14 protein-coding genes are annotated in these 13,942 nt (G+C 67.0%); 11 read left to right on the top strand and 3 right to left on the bottom strand.

The features are described 5' to 3' along the window. Window positions 1-5: 5 nt before the first annotated feature. Entirely contained in the window at window positions 6-1,781 is a 1,776-nt protein-coding gene (locus tag GFS60_RS24920) for a long-chain-acyl-CoA synthetase (protein WP_159925415.1), read from the top strand. 122 nt (window positions 1,782-1,903) lie between these two features. On the opposite strand, the gene GFS60_RS24925 is transcribed toward GFS60_RS24920, so the two are convergent. Then, entirely contained in the window at window positions 1,904-3,568 is a 1,665-nt protein-coding gene (locus tag GFS60_RS24925; protein ID WP_201453397.1) for a transposase, read from the bottom strand. A 131-nt stretch (window positions 3,569-3,699) separates the two neighbouring features. Here GFS60_RS24925 and folP point away from each other — a divergent pair, with 131 nt between their 5' ends. The 6 genes from folP (at window position 3,700) to GFS60_RS24955 (ending at window position 7,756) form a co-directional block, all read left to right on the top strand. Then, a complete protein-coding gene (folP, locus tag GFS60_RS24930; protein WP_109335250.1) occupies window positions 3,700-4,599 on the top strand; it encodes a dihydropteroate synthase in 900 nt (299 codons plus the stop codon). Then, window positions 4,596-5,552 carry a glucosyl-3-phosphoglycerate synthase gene (locus GFS60_RS24935; protein WP_109331878.1) on the top strand — a complete coding sequence of 319 codons (957 nt, stop codon included), beginning with the start codon at window positions 4,596-4,598 and terminating at the stop codon, window positions 5,550-5,552. The genes folP and GFS60_RS24935 overlap by 4 nt, the downstream gene beginning before the upstream one ends. A gap of 50 nt (window positions 5,553-5,602) precedes the next feature. Then, entirely contained in the window at window positions 5,603-5,914 is a 312-nt protein-coding gene (locus GFS60_RS24940; protein ID WP_109331868.1) for a DivIVA domain-containing protein, read from the top strand. Next, complete coding sequence (locus GFS60_RS24945; protein ID WP_159925416.1) at window positions 5,911-6,486, top strand: DNA-3-methyladenine glycosylase I; 576 nt, start codon at window positions 5,911-5,913, stop codon at window positions 6,484-6,486. The genes GFS60_RS24940 and GFS60_RS24945 overlap by 4 nt, the downstream gene beginning before the upstream one ends. 152 nt (window positions 6,487-6,638) lie before the next feature. Next, on the top strand, window positions 6,639-6,806 hold the full coding sequence (locus tag GFS60_RS24950) for a DUF3117 domain-containing protein (protein ID WP_003936084.1): 168 nt from the start codon (window positions 6,639-6,641) through the stop codon (window positions 6,804-6,806). Window positions 6,807-6,898: 92 nt separating this feature from the next. Further along, the gene (locus GFS60_RS24955; protein ID WP_159927518.1) at window positions 6,899-7,756 is read left to right on the top strand and encodes a putative RNA methyltransferase; all 858 of its coding nucleotides are present in this window, start codon (window positions 6,899-6,901) and stop codon (window positions 7,754-7,756) included. A 23-nt stretch (window positions 7,757-7,779) separates the two neighbouring features. Here the strand turns inward: GFS60_RS24955 and glgA are convergent, their stop codons facing one another. Continuing rightward, window positions 7,780-8,949: a glycogen synthase gene (gene glgA, locus GFS60_RS24960; RefSeq protein ID WP_159925417.1), complete on the bottom strand. Its 1,170-nt coding sequence runs from the start codon at window positions 8,947-8,949 to the stop codon at window positions 7,780-7,782. A 122-nt stretch (window positions 8,950-9,071) separates the two neighbouring features. Between glgA and glgC the strand changes: the two genes are divergently transcribed. Beyond that, on the top strand, window positions 9,072-10,286 hold the full coding sequence (glgC, locus tag GFS60_RS24965) for a glucose-1-phosphate adenylyltransferase (RefSeq protein WP_109331864.1): 1,215 nt from the start codon (window positions 9,072-9,074) through the stop codon (window positions 10,284-10,286). A gap of 1 nt (window position 10,287) precedes the next feature. On the opposite strand, the gene GFS60_RS24970 is transcribed toward glgC, so the two are convergent. Further along, window positions 10,288-10,926, bottom strand: a complete 639-nt coding sequence (locus GFS60_RS24970) for an O-methyltransferase (RefSeq protein WP_159925418.1) — start codon at window positions 10,924-10,926, stop codon at window positions 10,288-10,290. Between the two features lie 300 nt (window positions 10,927-11,226). Here GFS60_RS24970 and sigE point away from each other — a divergent pair, with 300 nt between their 5' ends. The 3 genes from sigE to GFS60_RS24985 all read left to right on the top strand — a co-directional run bounded on the left by sigE (window position 11,227) and on the right by GFS60_RS24985 (window position 13,886). Beyond that, window positions 11,227-11,892, top strand: a complete 666-nt coding sequence (sigE, locus tag GFS60_RS24975) for an RNA polymerase sigma factor SigE (RefSeq protein ID WP_397504572.1) — start codon at window positions 11,227-11,229, stop codon at window positions 11,890-11,892. A 16-nt stretch (window positions 11,893-11,908) separates the two neighbouring features. Further along, window positions 11,909-12,253, top strand: coding sequence for an RNA polymerase subunit sigma-70 (locus GFS60_RS24980; protein ID WP_109331858.1), 345 nt, complete (start codon window positions 11,909-11,911; stop codon window positions 12,251-12,253). A 112-nt stretch (window positions 12,254-12,365) separates the two neighbouring features. After that, entirely contained in the window at window positions 12,366-13,886 is a 1,521-nt protein-coding gene (locus GFS60_RS24985; protein WP_159925419.1) for a S1C family serine protease, read from the top strand. Window positions 13,887-13,942: the final 56 nt, after the last annotated feature.

Below are 13,942 nucleotides of genomic sequence, written 5' to 3' on the forward strand. Positions count from 1 at the left end.
ATGTCATGCGTTCTGAAGCACGTTCGACGATCAGTGTGGTCGACCTTGCCTGGCGGCTGCCGGCGATGATCCCGGAACTGCCGATCATGGCCAAGGGTGTCCGGGGCCTGATGCGCACCCCGGACGCGAAGGAATCGATCGGTCTCGTCTTCCAACGGGTGGCAGCGGCACACCCGGATCGCACCTTCCTGAAATTCGAGGGTGAATCGATCAGCTACGCGTCCGCCAATGCGCGCGTCAACCGTTACGCACACGCCCTCGCGGACCTCGGCGTCGCGCGCGGAGACGTCGTCGGGATCCTCGGCAAGAACCTGCCCGAGACGCTGCTGATCGCACTGGCGGTGGTGAAACTCGGTGCCACCGCCGGCATGCTCAACCACAACCAGCGCGGTGAGGTGCTCGCCCACAGCATCGCGCTGTTGAACAGCCGGTTGCTGGTGGTGTCCGAGGCCTGCGGTGAGGCCATGGACTCCCTCGACGAACCACCCGCGGTGTCCTCGGTCCTGTATTACGACGACCTCGATCAGCTCGCGGAATCGGCCGAACAGGACGACCCGGATGTGTGCGAGGAGATCCAGGCGAAGGAAAAGGCTTTCTATATCTTCACCTCGGGCACGACGGGCCTTCCCAAGGCCAGCTTGATGAGCCACTTCCGCTGGCTCAAGAGCATGTCCGGCCTCGGCAACATGGGTGTGCGTCTGCGTAGCAGCGACACGCTCTACTGCTGCCTGCCGCTCTATCACAACAATGCGCTCACGGTCTCCCTCTCCTCGGTGCTGGGGTCGGGCGCCACCCTTGCCCTGGGCAAACAGTTCTCCGTGTCGAACTTCTGGGCAGACGTCGAACTGAACGGTGCCACGGCGTTCACCTACATCGGTGAACTGTGCCGGTATCTGCTCAACCAGCCGGCCGATTCGCAGGATCGGCACAACTCCATCCGGCTGATGGTGGGCAACGGCCTTCGCCCCGAAATCTGGTCGGAGTTCACCAAGAGGTTCGGCATCACGCGGGTGGCCGAGTTCTACGGGGCCAGCGAATGCAACATCGCTTTCGTCAACGCCCTCAACCTCGACAAGACCGCGGGAATCTGTCCCCTTCCCCACGCGGTGGTCGAGTACGACGAGGACAGCGGATCGCCGAAACGCCACTCCGACGGCCGGCTGCGGAAAGTGCGCACCGGTGAGGTCGGGCTGCTGCTGTCGAAGGTCACCGACAGGGCGCCGTTCGACGGGTACACCGACGAAAAGGCGACCGACAAGAAATTGATTCGCGACGGCTTCGACGACGGCGACTGCTGGTTCGACACCGGCGACCTGGTGCGCCGCCAGGGGTGGTCGCACGTCGCATTCGTCGACCGGCTCGGCGACACCTTCCGCTGGAAGGGCGAGAACGTGGCGACCACCGAGGTCGAGGGGGCGATCCTCGCGCACCCCGCGGTCGAGCATGCCGTCGTCTACGGGGTCGAGATCCCGGGAACGGACGGGCGCGCGGGTATGGCGGCCGTGACGTTGTGTGACGGCGAGAAGTTCGACGGCCGGGAGGTGGCGTCCCTCCTCTTCGAGCGGCTGCCGTCGTACGCCGTGCCACTGTTCGTCCGCGTCGTCGACTCCCTCGAACAGACGTCGACGTTCAAGAGCCGCAAGGTGGAACTGCGCAAGGAAGGGTACGACGTGGAGGACACCGCCCGGCTCTTCGTTCTCGCCGGACGCAGCAAGGGATACTGCCCGTCCTACGAGGGTTACGTCGACGAAGTCGCGAAGGGCGCGCTCCCCAAGGGGTGACGATGCGCCTCCGCCGCCCGTGAGTACTTGTTAACAGCCCAGGGGCTGTTGCGAAATGTGTGACCGCGCTGGCGGGTGAGGGGGTGCCGCGGTGGGGGATCCCGCACCTTTGCGGCTCTCGGTCAGGTGGTGGCCGGGAGGGTGGTTCCGCCGGTGAGGTGGGTGAGGATCTTGCCGAGATTGTGGACGGCGGCGTGGAACGCCCATTCGCTGCGGGCCCGGTCGAGGCCGCGGCTGGTGAACCGGCGGAAGCCGAGGTTGTGTTTGGCGTGTCCGAACACGGTTTCGGCGATCGGTGAGCGCTTGCGGTAGGTGGCGATGCCGTCCTCGGTGCGTAGCCGATCGGCCATCGCCCGGATTGGATCCGGGTGCGGGTGCGGTGGTGCGGATCCAGCAATCGGATCGTCGGCCGCGGCGGCCTCGAGGTCCCGGCTCTTGCCGGTCGCGATCAACCGGTCCGGGCCGGGCGAGGTCAGGTTGCTCCGCGAGCAGTACCCGGCGTCGAAGAGCATCACCCCGATCAACTCCTCCGGTGTCGGGTCGGCGGGGTCCGGGCCGGTAGGGGGCGGGTCGGTGGGAAGTGTTCGGCCGCGACGGGTGGCGTCGATCAGTTGCGCGGCCTTGCCGACCTTGTCGACCAGGTCAGGGAAGTAGTCATAGTCCGCGGGGCTGGTCCCGACCCCGGTGGCCAGGATCACCCCGTCCTCGCTGGTGAACGCCTGACAGTTGTATCCCTGTAGCCACCCGCCGCCGCGCAGCGGCTGCAACCGCGAGTCCGGGTCGGTGATGTTGCGGCGCCGCTGCCCGGCGGCGGCGATGCGCTCGCGGTGTTTACACAGGGCGGTTTCGAGTTCGGTGCGCCGCCGCCGCACCAGATGATGCTCGTCGACCGGTTTCGGCACGAACCGGCCCCGACCGGCGGCGGGAGCATCCCGGAACCGGTCGAGCACACCCTGCTGCGCGGCGACCGCCTGCGCCAGCCGCCGCTCGGCGGCGGCGACCTCGGCCCCCACCGGCACCCGCCCCATCACCGTCTGACCCGCATCGAGCCTGCTCAGATAATCGTGGGCCTTACGGTCCCGGTCGGCATCCTGGTCCTGCTTTTCCGTCTCGAGCTGGGCCAACGCCTCCGCGATCCGCGCTGAGCGGGTCGCCGGATCGGCCAACTCCGCCGGCACCTGCCCCGGTCCCGGACCGTCGTTGCCGTAGAGGTCGTCCTCGGCGTCGTCGCACGCCGCGTGCGCGGCCGCCGCCGCCGCGGCGATCCGCGCGGCCTCCGCCTCGGCCGCTCGGCGGAGCCCGTCCTCGGTGCGGTTGGCGTCCTTCGAGGCGTTCGAGGCGATCTTCACCCCGTCCAACGCGATCGTTTCGAGTCGGCCCAGTCCCATCCGCGCGGCCAGGATCAGGACCTGCGTGAACAACTCCTCGCAGGCGGTGTGGTTGTCCTTGCGGAACCGCGAGATCGTCGCGTGATCGGGGGCGTCTCCGGCGCAGATCACCCGGTAGGACACCACCTCCGAGCAGGCCCGCTCGATCTGCCGGGACGAGCACACTCCCCGCGACCACGCCCAGATCAGCAAGGTCACCAGCATGTCCGGGTCGTAGCCGGCCCGCCCCGCACCGCCGGTGCGGCGGCCGTGATGGAACGCCCGGGTATCGAGATGGGTGCCGACGATCTCGATCACCGTCCACACCGGATGGGTGGCCGGTAACCACTCCCGCATGTCCGGCGGCAACAGGAACTGCTGATCACGATCTACCGGTCGATATCCCTTGGCCACCAACACATTATCCAGGAAACCGCAGGTCACAGCATGTAGACACGCGGGCACCCCGACCCTCAATTTCGCAACAGCCCCCCCACTGTTGAGAAGTGCTCACGGGTGGTTCGATTCCGCTGCGTGCCAATATGGGTGACATGGCCGACGAAGACACACCACCCGCCCCGGACTGCCCGTCGTCCACGCTCTGCGGGCGACCGGTCGCCACCGACCGCGCGCTGGTGATGGCCATCGTCAACCGGACCCCCGATTCGTTCTACGACCGCGGGTCCACCTTCACCGACTCGGCGGCGATGGCGGCGGTCGAGCGCGCCGTGGACGAGGGCGCGGACCTCGTCGACATCGGGGGTGTGAAGGCAGGGCCGGGTGACGTCGTCGATGCCGCCGAGGAGACGCGGCGGGTGGTGCCGTTCGTCGCCGCCATCCGCGAACGCTTCCCGGAGCTGCTCGTCAGTGTCGACACCTGGCGCAGCGAGGTGGCGCGACTGGCCCGCGCCGAGGGGGCCGACCTCATCAACGACACCTGGGCGGGCGCGGATCCGGCGCTCGTGGAGGTGGCCGCGGAGACCGGAGCCGGCATCGTCTGCTCGCACACGGGGGGAGCGGTACCGAGGACCCGGCCGTTCCGGGTTCGCTATGCGGACATCGTGGCCGACGTCCTGCGGGAGGTGGTCACTGCCGCCGAGAGAGCCGCTCGACTGGGCGTCCCCACCGACTCCATCCTCATCGATCCGACCCACGATTTCGGGAAGAACACTTATCACGGGCTCGAGTTGTTGCGGCGAGTGGAAGATCTTGTAAATACGGGGTGGCCAGTGCTCATGGCGCTCAGTAACAAGGACTTCGTCGGGGAGACTCTAGGGGTAGATCTCGCCGAGCGGTTGGAGGGAACATTGGCAGCGACAGCGATGGCCGCAGCGGGAGGCGCACGCGTCTTCCGCGTTCACGAAGTTGCCCCCACTCGACGAGTGGTGGACATGGTGGCCGCGATTCAGGGTAGGCGCGCACCCGCCCGCACGGTGCGGGGGCTGGCATGAGCGCGGTCGGGGCGGGCGTGCCCCGCTCGATGCTGGCGGTCGACACCCCTCGCACCTGGGCGGAGGCGAACAGCTGGGATCAGCCGTCGTGGAGTATCGCCGAACTCGAACGAGCCAAGGCGGGCAGGACCGTGTCGGTGGTCCTGCCTGCGCTCAACGAGGAAGAGACCGTCGCGGCCGTGGTCGACACGATCCACCCCTTGCTGGGCGGGCTGGTCGACGAGCTGATCGTGCTCGACTCCGGGTCGACGGATCTGACGGTCGAACGCGCCCGGTCGGCCGGCGCCACCGTGATCAGCCGCGAAGAGGCTGTGCCCGCGTACCCGCCGGTGGCGGGCAAGGGTGAGGTGTTGTGGCGGTCCGTCGCCGCCAGCACCGGCGACCTCATCGCCTTCGTCGATTCCGATCTGATCAACCCGGACCCCGCCTTCGTGCCGAAATTACTGGGACCGCTGCTGACCGTCGACGGCATCCATCTCGTGAAGGGCTACTACCGTCGTCCGTTGCGGCTCAGCGGGACGGAGGATGCCAACGGAGGGGGTCGTGTCACCGAACTGGTGGCGCGTCCGTTGCTGGCGGCTCTGCGGCCGGAATTGACGAGTGTGCTGCAACCGCTCGGTGGTGAATACGCGGGCACCCGCGAACTGCTGTCGGCGGTGCCTTTCGCGCCGGGGTACGGCGTCGAGATCGGGCTGCTGCTCGACACCTACGACCGCCTCGGCCTCGGTGCCATCGGCCAGGTCAATCTGGGGGTGCGTAAGCACCGCAACCGCCCGCTGTCCGAACTCGGTGTGATGAGCAGGCAGATCATCGGCACGATGATGCGAAGGTGTGGAGTGGAGGATTCGGGGGCCGGTCTCACCCAGTTCCTCGTCGACGGCGATTCGTTCGTCCCGACGACGACGGAAGTGGCTCTGACGGATCGTCCTCCGATGAACACCGTGTGCCCCTGACGGGAACCCGGCCTGTGGCTGCTGTCGGAGGTCCGTGACAGGATCGAAGCATGGTGACAGCCCTGCTCTATCTGCTCGTCATGGCCTTCGTCGGTGCGATGTTGTTCCTCGCCGCCAGTGCGGTGTTCGGCCGTTCCGAGGAACTGGAGCCGCTGCCTCCGGGCACCACCCTGACGGTCTTGCCGGCACGGGGCGTAACCGGGGCGGACGTGGAGGCCTTGCGTTTTCAGCAGACGTTGCGGGGATACAAAGCGAGCGAGGTGGACTGGGCGCTGGCGCGGCTGGCTCGCGAAATCGATTCGCTGCGTGAACAATTGGCGGAGGCTGAGTCGGCGCGCGACCGTCCGGCGGAGTCGTCGTGACCGAGCCCGATGATCGAGTGCGGTGTACGTGGGCGGTCGACACGAATGGCTCCCGGCTGTACCGGGATTACCACGACGAGGAATGGGGCCGGCCGCTGCACGGGCGAAACGAGTTGTACGAGCGGCTGTGCCTCGAAGCGTTCCAGTCGGGACTGTCATGGATCACGATCCTGCGTAAACGTGACGCATTCCGTGCTGCGTTCTCCGGGTTCGACCCGGAGGTGGTCGCGAGGTTCACGGAACGGGATGTCGAACGCCTTCTGGCGGACGCGTCGATCGTGCGCAACCGTGCCAAGATCGAGGCCTCGGTGAGCAATGCGCGGGCGATTCTGGAGCTGCAGGACACCGACCTCGACACCCTGCTCTGGTCGTTCGCCCCGCCGCCGCGCCCGAGCCGGCCGGCCACCGTGAACGACGTTCCGGCCGTCACCGCCGAGTCCACCGCAATGGCCAAGGAACTCAAGCGCCGCGGATTCAAGTTTGTGGGCCCTACCACGGCGTATGCGCTGATGCAGGCTACCGGGATGGTCGACGACCATGTCGCCGGGTGCTGGGTTCCACCGGCCGCCTGAGCCGCCGGTGAACGCGCCTATTTGGAACTCAGGTTCCCGGTACTCGTGTCCATAGGGAAGAATGGTTGTCACGAGCCTCGCCGAGTGATTCGGCGAGGCACCACAAGTTGTCGAGGCGCACGCAGGCAGCGCAGATCTGGAGGGAGCAGAGGATGGCGGCCATGAAGCCCCGGACCGGGGACGGTCCCCTCGAAGCAACCAAAGAGGGACGAGGAATCGTCATGCGGGTTCCGCTCGAGGGTGGTGGACGTCTGGTCGTCGAGCTCACCCCGGAGGAAGCTGCTGCACTCGGTGAAGAGCTCAAGGGCGTCACCAGTTAGTCGGGTGCAGAGAGAACCTCATGGGTCAGGCCCCGTCGCCGTTGTCGGTGCGGGGCCTGTTCCCTGTCCGGAAGGAAACGAGGCGCGCGCTCGTGTTGTCTGATGTGGTGGACCTGCTTGCCTGTCCGCAATGCGGGGCCGGCCTCGAACTCGACGAAAATACGCTCCTGTGCGACGCGGGCCACAGCTTCGACGTGGCCCGCCAGGGTTACGTCAGCCTGATGACCGGCGCCGGCGGCAAGTTCGACGGTGACAGTCCCGACATGATTGCCGCACGGGCCGATTTTCTGGCGGGTGGGAGCTTCGACCCGTTGATGGACGCCGTCGCGGACGCGGTCAGAGTTACTGCGGACGCGGTCAGAGTTACTGACGATCCCGAGCCGGCGATTCTCGAGATCGGCGCAGGCACAGGTCACTACCTTGCCCGTGTCCTCGACGCGGTTCCGACGGCCCGAGGCATCGGGCTCGACGTCTCCAAATACGCGGCCCGCCGCATCGCCAAGGCGCATTCGCGTGCGGGGGCGGTGGTCGCCGACGTCTGGCACCACCTGCCGGTGCGCGACGGAGTCCTGAGCCACGTGTTGTGCGTGTTCGCGCCGCGAAATGCAGAGGAGGCGCATCGAGTGCTCGGCGACGGCGGCGCACTGGTGGTCCTCACCCCGACCGAGCGACACCTGGCCGAACTCGTCGACCTACTCGGCATGGTGCGTGTCGACGACCGTAAGGTCGAGCGGCTCGGTGCGGCCATGTCCGGGCGCTTCGACCGCACCGACGTCAGGGACGTCGAGTACCCGATGTCGCTGACGCACGACGACCTCACGCGCCTGGTCGGCATGGGGCCCTCGGCTCGCCATCTCACACCCGAGCGGCTCGCAACCTCGATCGCCGACCTGCCCCGCGAGTATCCGGTGACGGCGTCCGTGACGGTCTCCACGTACCGGCGCCGCTGACAAGGCCGTCCCCGGCAGTCGGTTCAACGCCGGGAGAGGGCGTCCTGGTACACGTCGAGGGTTTGCTGTGCGATGGCGGCCCAGGAGAATTCGGCGATGGCACGGGCTCGCCCCGCCTTACCCATCGCGGCGGCCGCGGCGGTATCGGAAGCGACCTCGTTGACCGTCTCTGCCAATGCATGTTCGAAACTGTCCGGCTCGTACGAGTTGTAGTGCACGAGACGACCGGTGACGCCGTCTTCCACAACCTCGGGGATGCCACCGACGTCGGATGCCACTACCGCCGTCTCGCAGGCCATCGCCTCGAGATTGACGATGCCTAGCGGCTCGTACACGGACGGGCATACGAATACTGTTGCCGCTGCGAGGATTTCTCGCACCTGCTCGGTCGGTAGCATTTCGCGTACCCAGAACACATTGCCCCGGTGAGCGGCGAGGGCGGCGACGGCCTGCTCGGTTTCCGCGGCGATCTCCGGTGTGTCCGGGGCGCCCGCGCAGAGCACCAACTGGATGTCCGGCGCGAAATGGTGTGCGGCCGCGATGAGGTGCCCGACACCTTTCTGCCTCGTGATGCGACCGACGAAGGCGACCATCGGCTTGTCGGGGTCGACGCCGATCGTGGTGAGCGCGGACCGTCCGGGACCGGAAGGCCCGGCATGCCACACCGAAGTGTCGATCCCGTTGCGTACCACGTGGACCCGGGCGGGATCGATCGACGCGTACGCGTCGAGCACGTCGAGTCGCATCCCGGCGCTGACGGCGATCACGGCGTCTGCGTGCTCGACGGCGTTGCGCTCGGACCAGGAGGACACACGGTAGCCACCACCGAGTTGCTCCGCCTTCCACGGCCTGCGGGGTTCGAGTGAGTGAGCGGTGAGGATGTGCGGGACGTCGTACAGTGCGGCCGCCAGATGTCCTGCCAGCCCGGTGTACCAAGTGTGCGAGTGCACGACGTCGGCGCCGGTTGCGGCGTCCGCCATGCGCAATTCGGCAGACAATGTCGCCAGTGCGGCGTTGGCTCCCGTCAGTGCCGGGTCGGGATTGTGCACGAAGGCGCCGACGCGCGGAGCACCCATACAATGCACGTCCACCTCGCACAGCTGCTTCAACTGAGCAACCAGCTCGGTGACGTGTACACCGGCACCGCCATAGATCTCCGGTGGATACTCCTTGGTCATCATCGCCACCCGCACGCGCCTAACGTAACCGTCCGGGCCTGTTCGGGCCAACCGATGTCGGACACATTCGGATATCGGACGAATGGTGACTCGGCGCTTCGCTGGCGGGGGGAGGGGCCGCCCGATAGGTTGACAGGGTGAGGAGCCAGCCACATGTGCTTGGAATCGTGCTCGCCGGCGGCGAGGGCAAACGTCTCTATCCGCTCACAGCGGACAGGGCGAAGCCGGCCGTACCGTTCGGCGGTGCCTACCGGCTGATCGATTTCGTGCTCAGCAATTTGGTCAATGCGGGATATCTCCGCCTGTGTGTACTGACGCAGTACAAGTCGCACTCGTTGGACCGCCACATCTCTCAGACGTGGCGGTTGTCGGGATTTGCCGGGGAGTACATCACTCCGGTGCCCGCGCAGCAACGTCTGGGTCCACGCTGGTACACGGGCAGCGCGGATGCGATTCTGCAGTCACTGAACCTCGTCTACGACGAGGATCCCGAGTACATCGTCGTGTTCGGTGCCGACCACGTGTACCGCATGGACCCCGAACAGATGGTGCAGCATCACATCGATTCCGGTGCCGGCGTGACGGTCGCCGGAATTCGTGTGCCGCGCAGCGAGGCCTTCGCGTTCGGGTGCATCGACAGCGACGAATCCGGCCGCATCGTGCAGTTCCTCGAAAAGCCCGCGCATCCGCCCGGCACACCGGACGACCCCAACATGACGTTCGCCTCGATGGGAAACTACGTCTTCACCACCAAGGTGCTCGTCGACGCCATCCGCGCCGACTCCGAGAACTCCGACTCCGACCACGACATGGGCGGCGACATCATCCCCGCGCTCGTGGAGGCCGGTGAGGCGTCGGTCTACGACTTCAAGGACAACGTCGTTCCCGGCGCCACCGACCGCGACCGTGGTTACTGGCGGGACGTCGGAACACTCGACGCCTTCTACGACGCACACATGGACCTGGTGTCGGTCCACCCCATCTTCAACCTCTACAACCGTCGATGGCCGATTCGCGGTGCGACGGAGAACCTGGCGCCCGCAAAATTCGTGAAGGGTGGGCTGGCCCAGGAGTCGGTGGTGGGCGCCGGGTGCATCCTCTCCGCAGCGACGGTCCGCAACTCCGTTCTCAGTTCGAACGTGATGATCGACGACGGCGCCACCGTCGAGGGCAGTGTGCTCATGCCCGGCGTGCGCATCGGCAAGGGCGCTGTGGTGCGCCGCGCCATCCTCGACAAGAACGTGGTGGTCGGAGACGGCGAGATCATCGGCGTCGACCTCGAACGGGACAAGCAGCGCTTCGCGGTGAGCAACGGCGGGGTCGTCGCCATCGGCAAGGGCGTGTGGATCTAGCTCACAGCTTGGACGCGCACAGCAGGCCGTCGCCGATCGGCAGGAACACCCGGATCAGCTGATCGTCCTCGGCCAGAGCCTTGGCTGCCTCACGCACAGCGACGGTGGCGGCATCACGCTGGCTCGGATCGACCACACGTCCCCCGTGGAGCGCGTTGTGCAGGACGATGGCGCCGCCGGGACGCAGGAGCCGGACGCCCTCACGCACGTAATGCGGGTGGTCGACGGGTGCACTGTCGACGAAGACGAGGTCGTACGCGCCGTCGGCGAGGCGGGGGAGCACATCGAGGGCGCGTCCGTTGATGAGCCGCGTGCGTGCGGGCGCGATGTCGTTGCTCCGGAAGGACAACTTGGCGGCGCGCTGGTGCTCCGGTTCACTGTCGATGGTGGTGAGAACGCCGTCTTCGCGCATGCCGCGGAGCAGCCACAGGCTGCTTACACCTGCGCCCGTGCCGACCTCGACTACTGTCTTGGCGTCGAGCATGCGGGCGAACAGAGCGAGAGCAGCACCGACCGCGGGCGGTACCGGTGCGGCACCGAGGTCGTCCGCCCGCTCCCTGGCCGCACCGAGGGCCTCGTCCTCACGGACGGCCCCTTCCGCGTGGGTGAGTATCCGTTCGGCGTTAGTCTGCACGCACATGAGGCTATCGGGGTCTCGTCATCGCCGCTGCGAGGCGCGCTCGATGCCACCCGATCGGCGTGTGCGGGTTGCCCGGTGAACAGCGAAATTCTCAGGAATACCTCAGCTTGCTCACACCACACACATATCGCGGTGGGAGAGAGTATGACCATCGCCAGATCCGAAGACCGCACGGCGGGCAGATTGCAACGAGGTGAAGTACAGGCGGGGGCCCGGGAACAATTCCGGACCGTCGGGAGTTGTCCCCTAATACCACGTGACGTGATCCGCGGTCCTGACCAGGAGGATCCACTTAACTCGATGAGTAACCACACAATGGCGCGAGACGGTGACAGAACCGAGCAGCCGGGTGTCGAGCCCGCGCTGGTCGGTGGTGACGCCGTCTCTGAACCCGAGCTGACGGGCACCGCTGTGTTCGACGCCACCGGCGAGAAGTCGGCCATGCCGTCCTGGGACGAACTCGTCCGGGAACACGGCGACCGTGTCTACCGTCTGGCCTACCGGTTGTCGGGCGACGCGCAAGACGCCGAAGACCTCACCCAGGACACGTTCATTCGCGTGTTCCGCTCCTTGTCCGACTATCAGCCCGGCACCTTCGAAGGCTGGTTGCACCGCATCACCACCAATCTCTTCCTCGACATGGTCCGCCGCCGCAACCGCATCCGCATGGAAGCGTTGCCCGAGGACTACGACCGGGTCCCGGCCGACGGGCCCAACCCCGAGGAGATCTACCACGACGCCCGGCTCGACGCCGATCTGCAGGCAGCGCTGGACTCGCTGGCACCGGAGTTTCGCGCCGCCGTCGTGCTCTGTGACATCGAAGGTCTGTCATACGAGGAGATCGGTGCCACACTGGGTGTGAAACTCGGAACCGTGCGCAGTCGCATCCACCGCGGCCGTCAGGCTCTGCGTGAGCATCTGGCTGTGAACGGAAAGGTTGACTCCGATCAGATCGGTGTCGGGTAGTTATCAGGAGGGACGAATGACGCAGGGGCGTGTACCTCGCCAATTTGGCTCGACGGAGCATTTGGCGAGTGAGGCGATCGCCGCCTTCGTCGACGGTGAACTCCGTATGTCCGCCTACCTGCGGGCGGCCCACCACCTGTCGATCTGCGCCGAGTGCGCGTTCGAGGTGGACGCACAGCAGCAGGCGCGGCGGGCTCTCCGTCGCAGTGCCGACGTGGCGATGCCGTCGGGCCTTCTCGGTCTGCTGAGCCAGATCCCCAGCTGCAATTCGGGCGAACCCGCCGACAAGGCCCCGTTTGCCGGACCCACTGCGGACTCGACGGTGAGTAGTCGGCTGTGGTCGCGGCGCTGGCGCCGTTGACCCTCTCGGTACCGGGGACGGCGGTGTCCGTGCGCCCGCAGTCATCGGTGATACTGGAGTCATCGGTGATACTGGGGCCCGGAACTGACTCTTACGAGGGAGACACGACAGCGTGACGGCGGATTACAAGACCCCGGCTACCGACGCTGCGGAATCCGATGCTCGCGCGTCGGGGGACGGGGCCCTGCGGCCCGCCGACGCTCCGAGACTCGACCCCCGACCGGTCTACCGGCCGCAGATCGACGCAGCGTCCAGTCGTGCATTCGGCCGCCCCAGTGGGGTCACCGGCTCCTTCGCTCCGTCCGGCGCTGAGCGTGAGAGCGAACCGGCCGTCAAGGTACGCACCCCCGACCCCGTCCTCGCGGAAGCTTTCGGCCGACCGCCCGGTGAGACGGAGACCATCCAGCGCGATCCCCACACCACACCGGAAGCAGCGCCCGACGAGGCACCCCCTGCCGACCCCTGGCGGAACCCCGAAGCGGGAGTCGAACTGGGATCGCCCGCCCTGCACGCCCGGGAACGTACGGAGCCCCCTGCCCCGGCCCTCACGGCCCGCGAAGTTCTCTTCGGTGGCAAGGTCGCACCCCGCGCACTCGCGGCACTGGGCGCACTCGCACTGGCGATCGGCCTGATCGGCGGGCTCCTCGCCGCGGTCATCACCGCCGACCGCAGCTCCCTCACCAGCCAGCGGGTCACGCTCGCGCAGAACGGTAGAGACGAAGACCTCGGACAGTCGCAGGTGGCTCAGGTCGCCGACGCCGTGCTCCCCGCCGTCGTGTCGATCCAGGTGGCGGTCGGTGATCAGGGAAGCACCGGTTCGGGAGTCGTCATCGACGGTGCCGGCTACATCGTCACCAACAACCACGTCATCTCCGCCGCGGCCACCGCGCCGGACGGCGGCAAGATTCAGGTGATCTTCGCGGACGGCACCAAAACCGAGGCACAGATCGTCGGGCGCGACATCAAGATGGACCTCGCCGTGCTCAAGGTGGCGGCCGACAACCTCACCGTGGCGGAGCTGGGCCGGTCCGAGGACGTGCAGGTAGGCGAGGACGTCGTGGCCGTCGGTTCGCCGCTCGGCCTCAGCAAGACCGTCACACGCGGAATCGTCAGCGCCCTGCACAGGCCGATGCGGCTGTCGGGCGAGGGCTCCGACACCAACGCCGTCATCGACGCGGTTCAAACGGACGCCGCGATCAACCACGGCAACTCGGGCGGCGCGCTCGTCGACGACACCGGACGCGTCATCGGCATCAACACCGCCATGCTCAGTGAGTCCGGCGGCTCGGTGGGCCTCGGCTTCGCAATCCCGATCGACGACGTCACGACGGTGGCGCAAACCCTCATTCGCGACGGGGAGATGCACCACCCCGAAATCGGGGTCAATGCGCGCACCGTGGTCAACGACAACACCAGCGGCGCAGAGGTGGCCAACGTGCAGTCGGACAGTCCTGCGGCGCAGGCCGGCATCGTGGAGAGGGACGTGATCGTGAAGGTGGGGGATCGGACGGTGACCAGCGCAGACGAACTCGTGGTCGCGGTCAATCTCCAGAAGATCGGCCAGCCGGTGAGGGTTCAGCTGATCCGTGAGGGGCGGCTCGTCGACGTCGACGTGACCCCGGCCTCGGATTGACTCCCGATTCGTTGTGAGTTCCCCTTCCGCCTGGGCGTCGGCCCGTACCGCACAGT

Source organism: Rhodococcus sp. WAY2 (genome assembly GCF_009859915.1).
Lineage (GTDB): Bacteria > Actinomycetota > Actinomycetes > Mycobacteriales > Mycobacteriaceae > Rhodococcus_F > Rhodococcus_F oxybenzonivorans.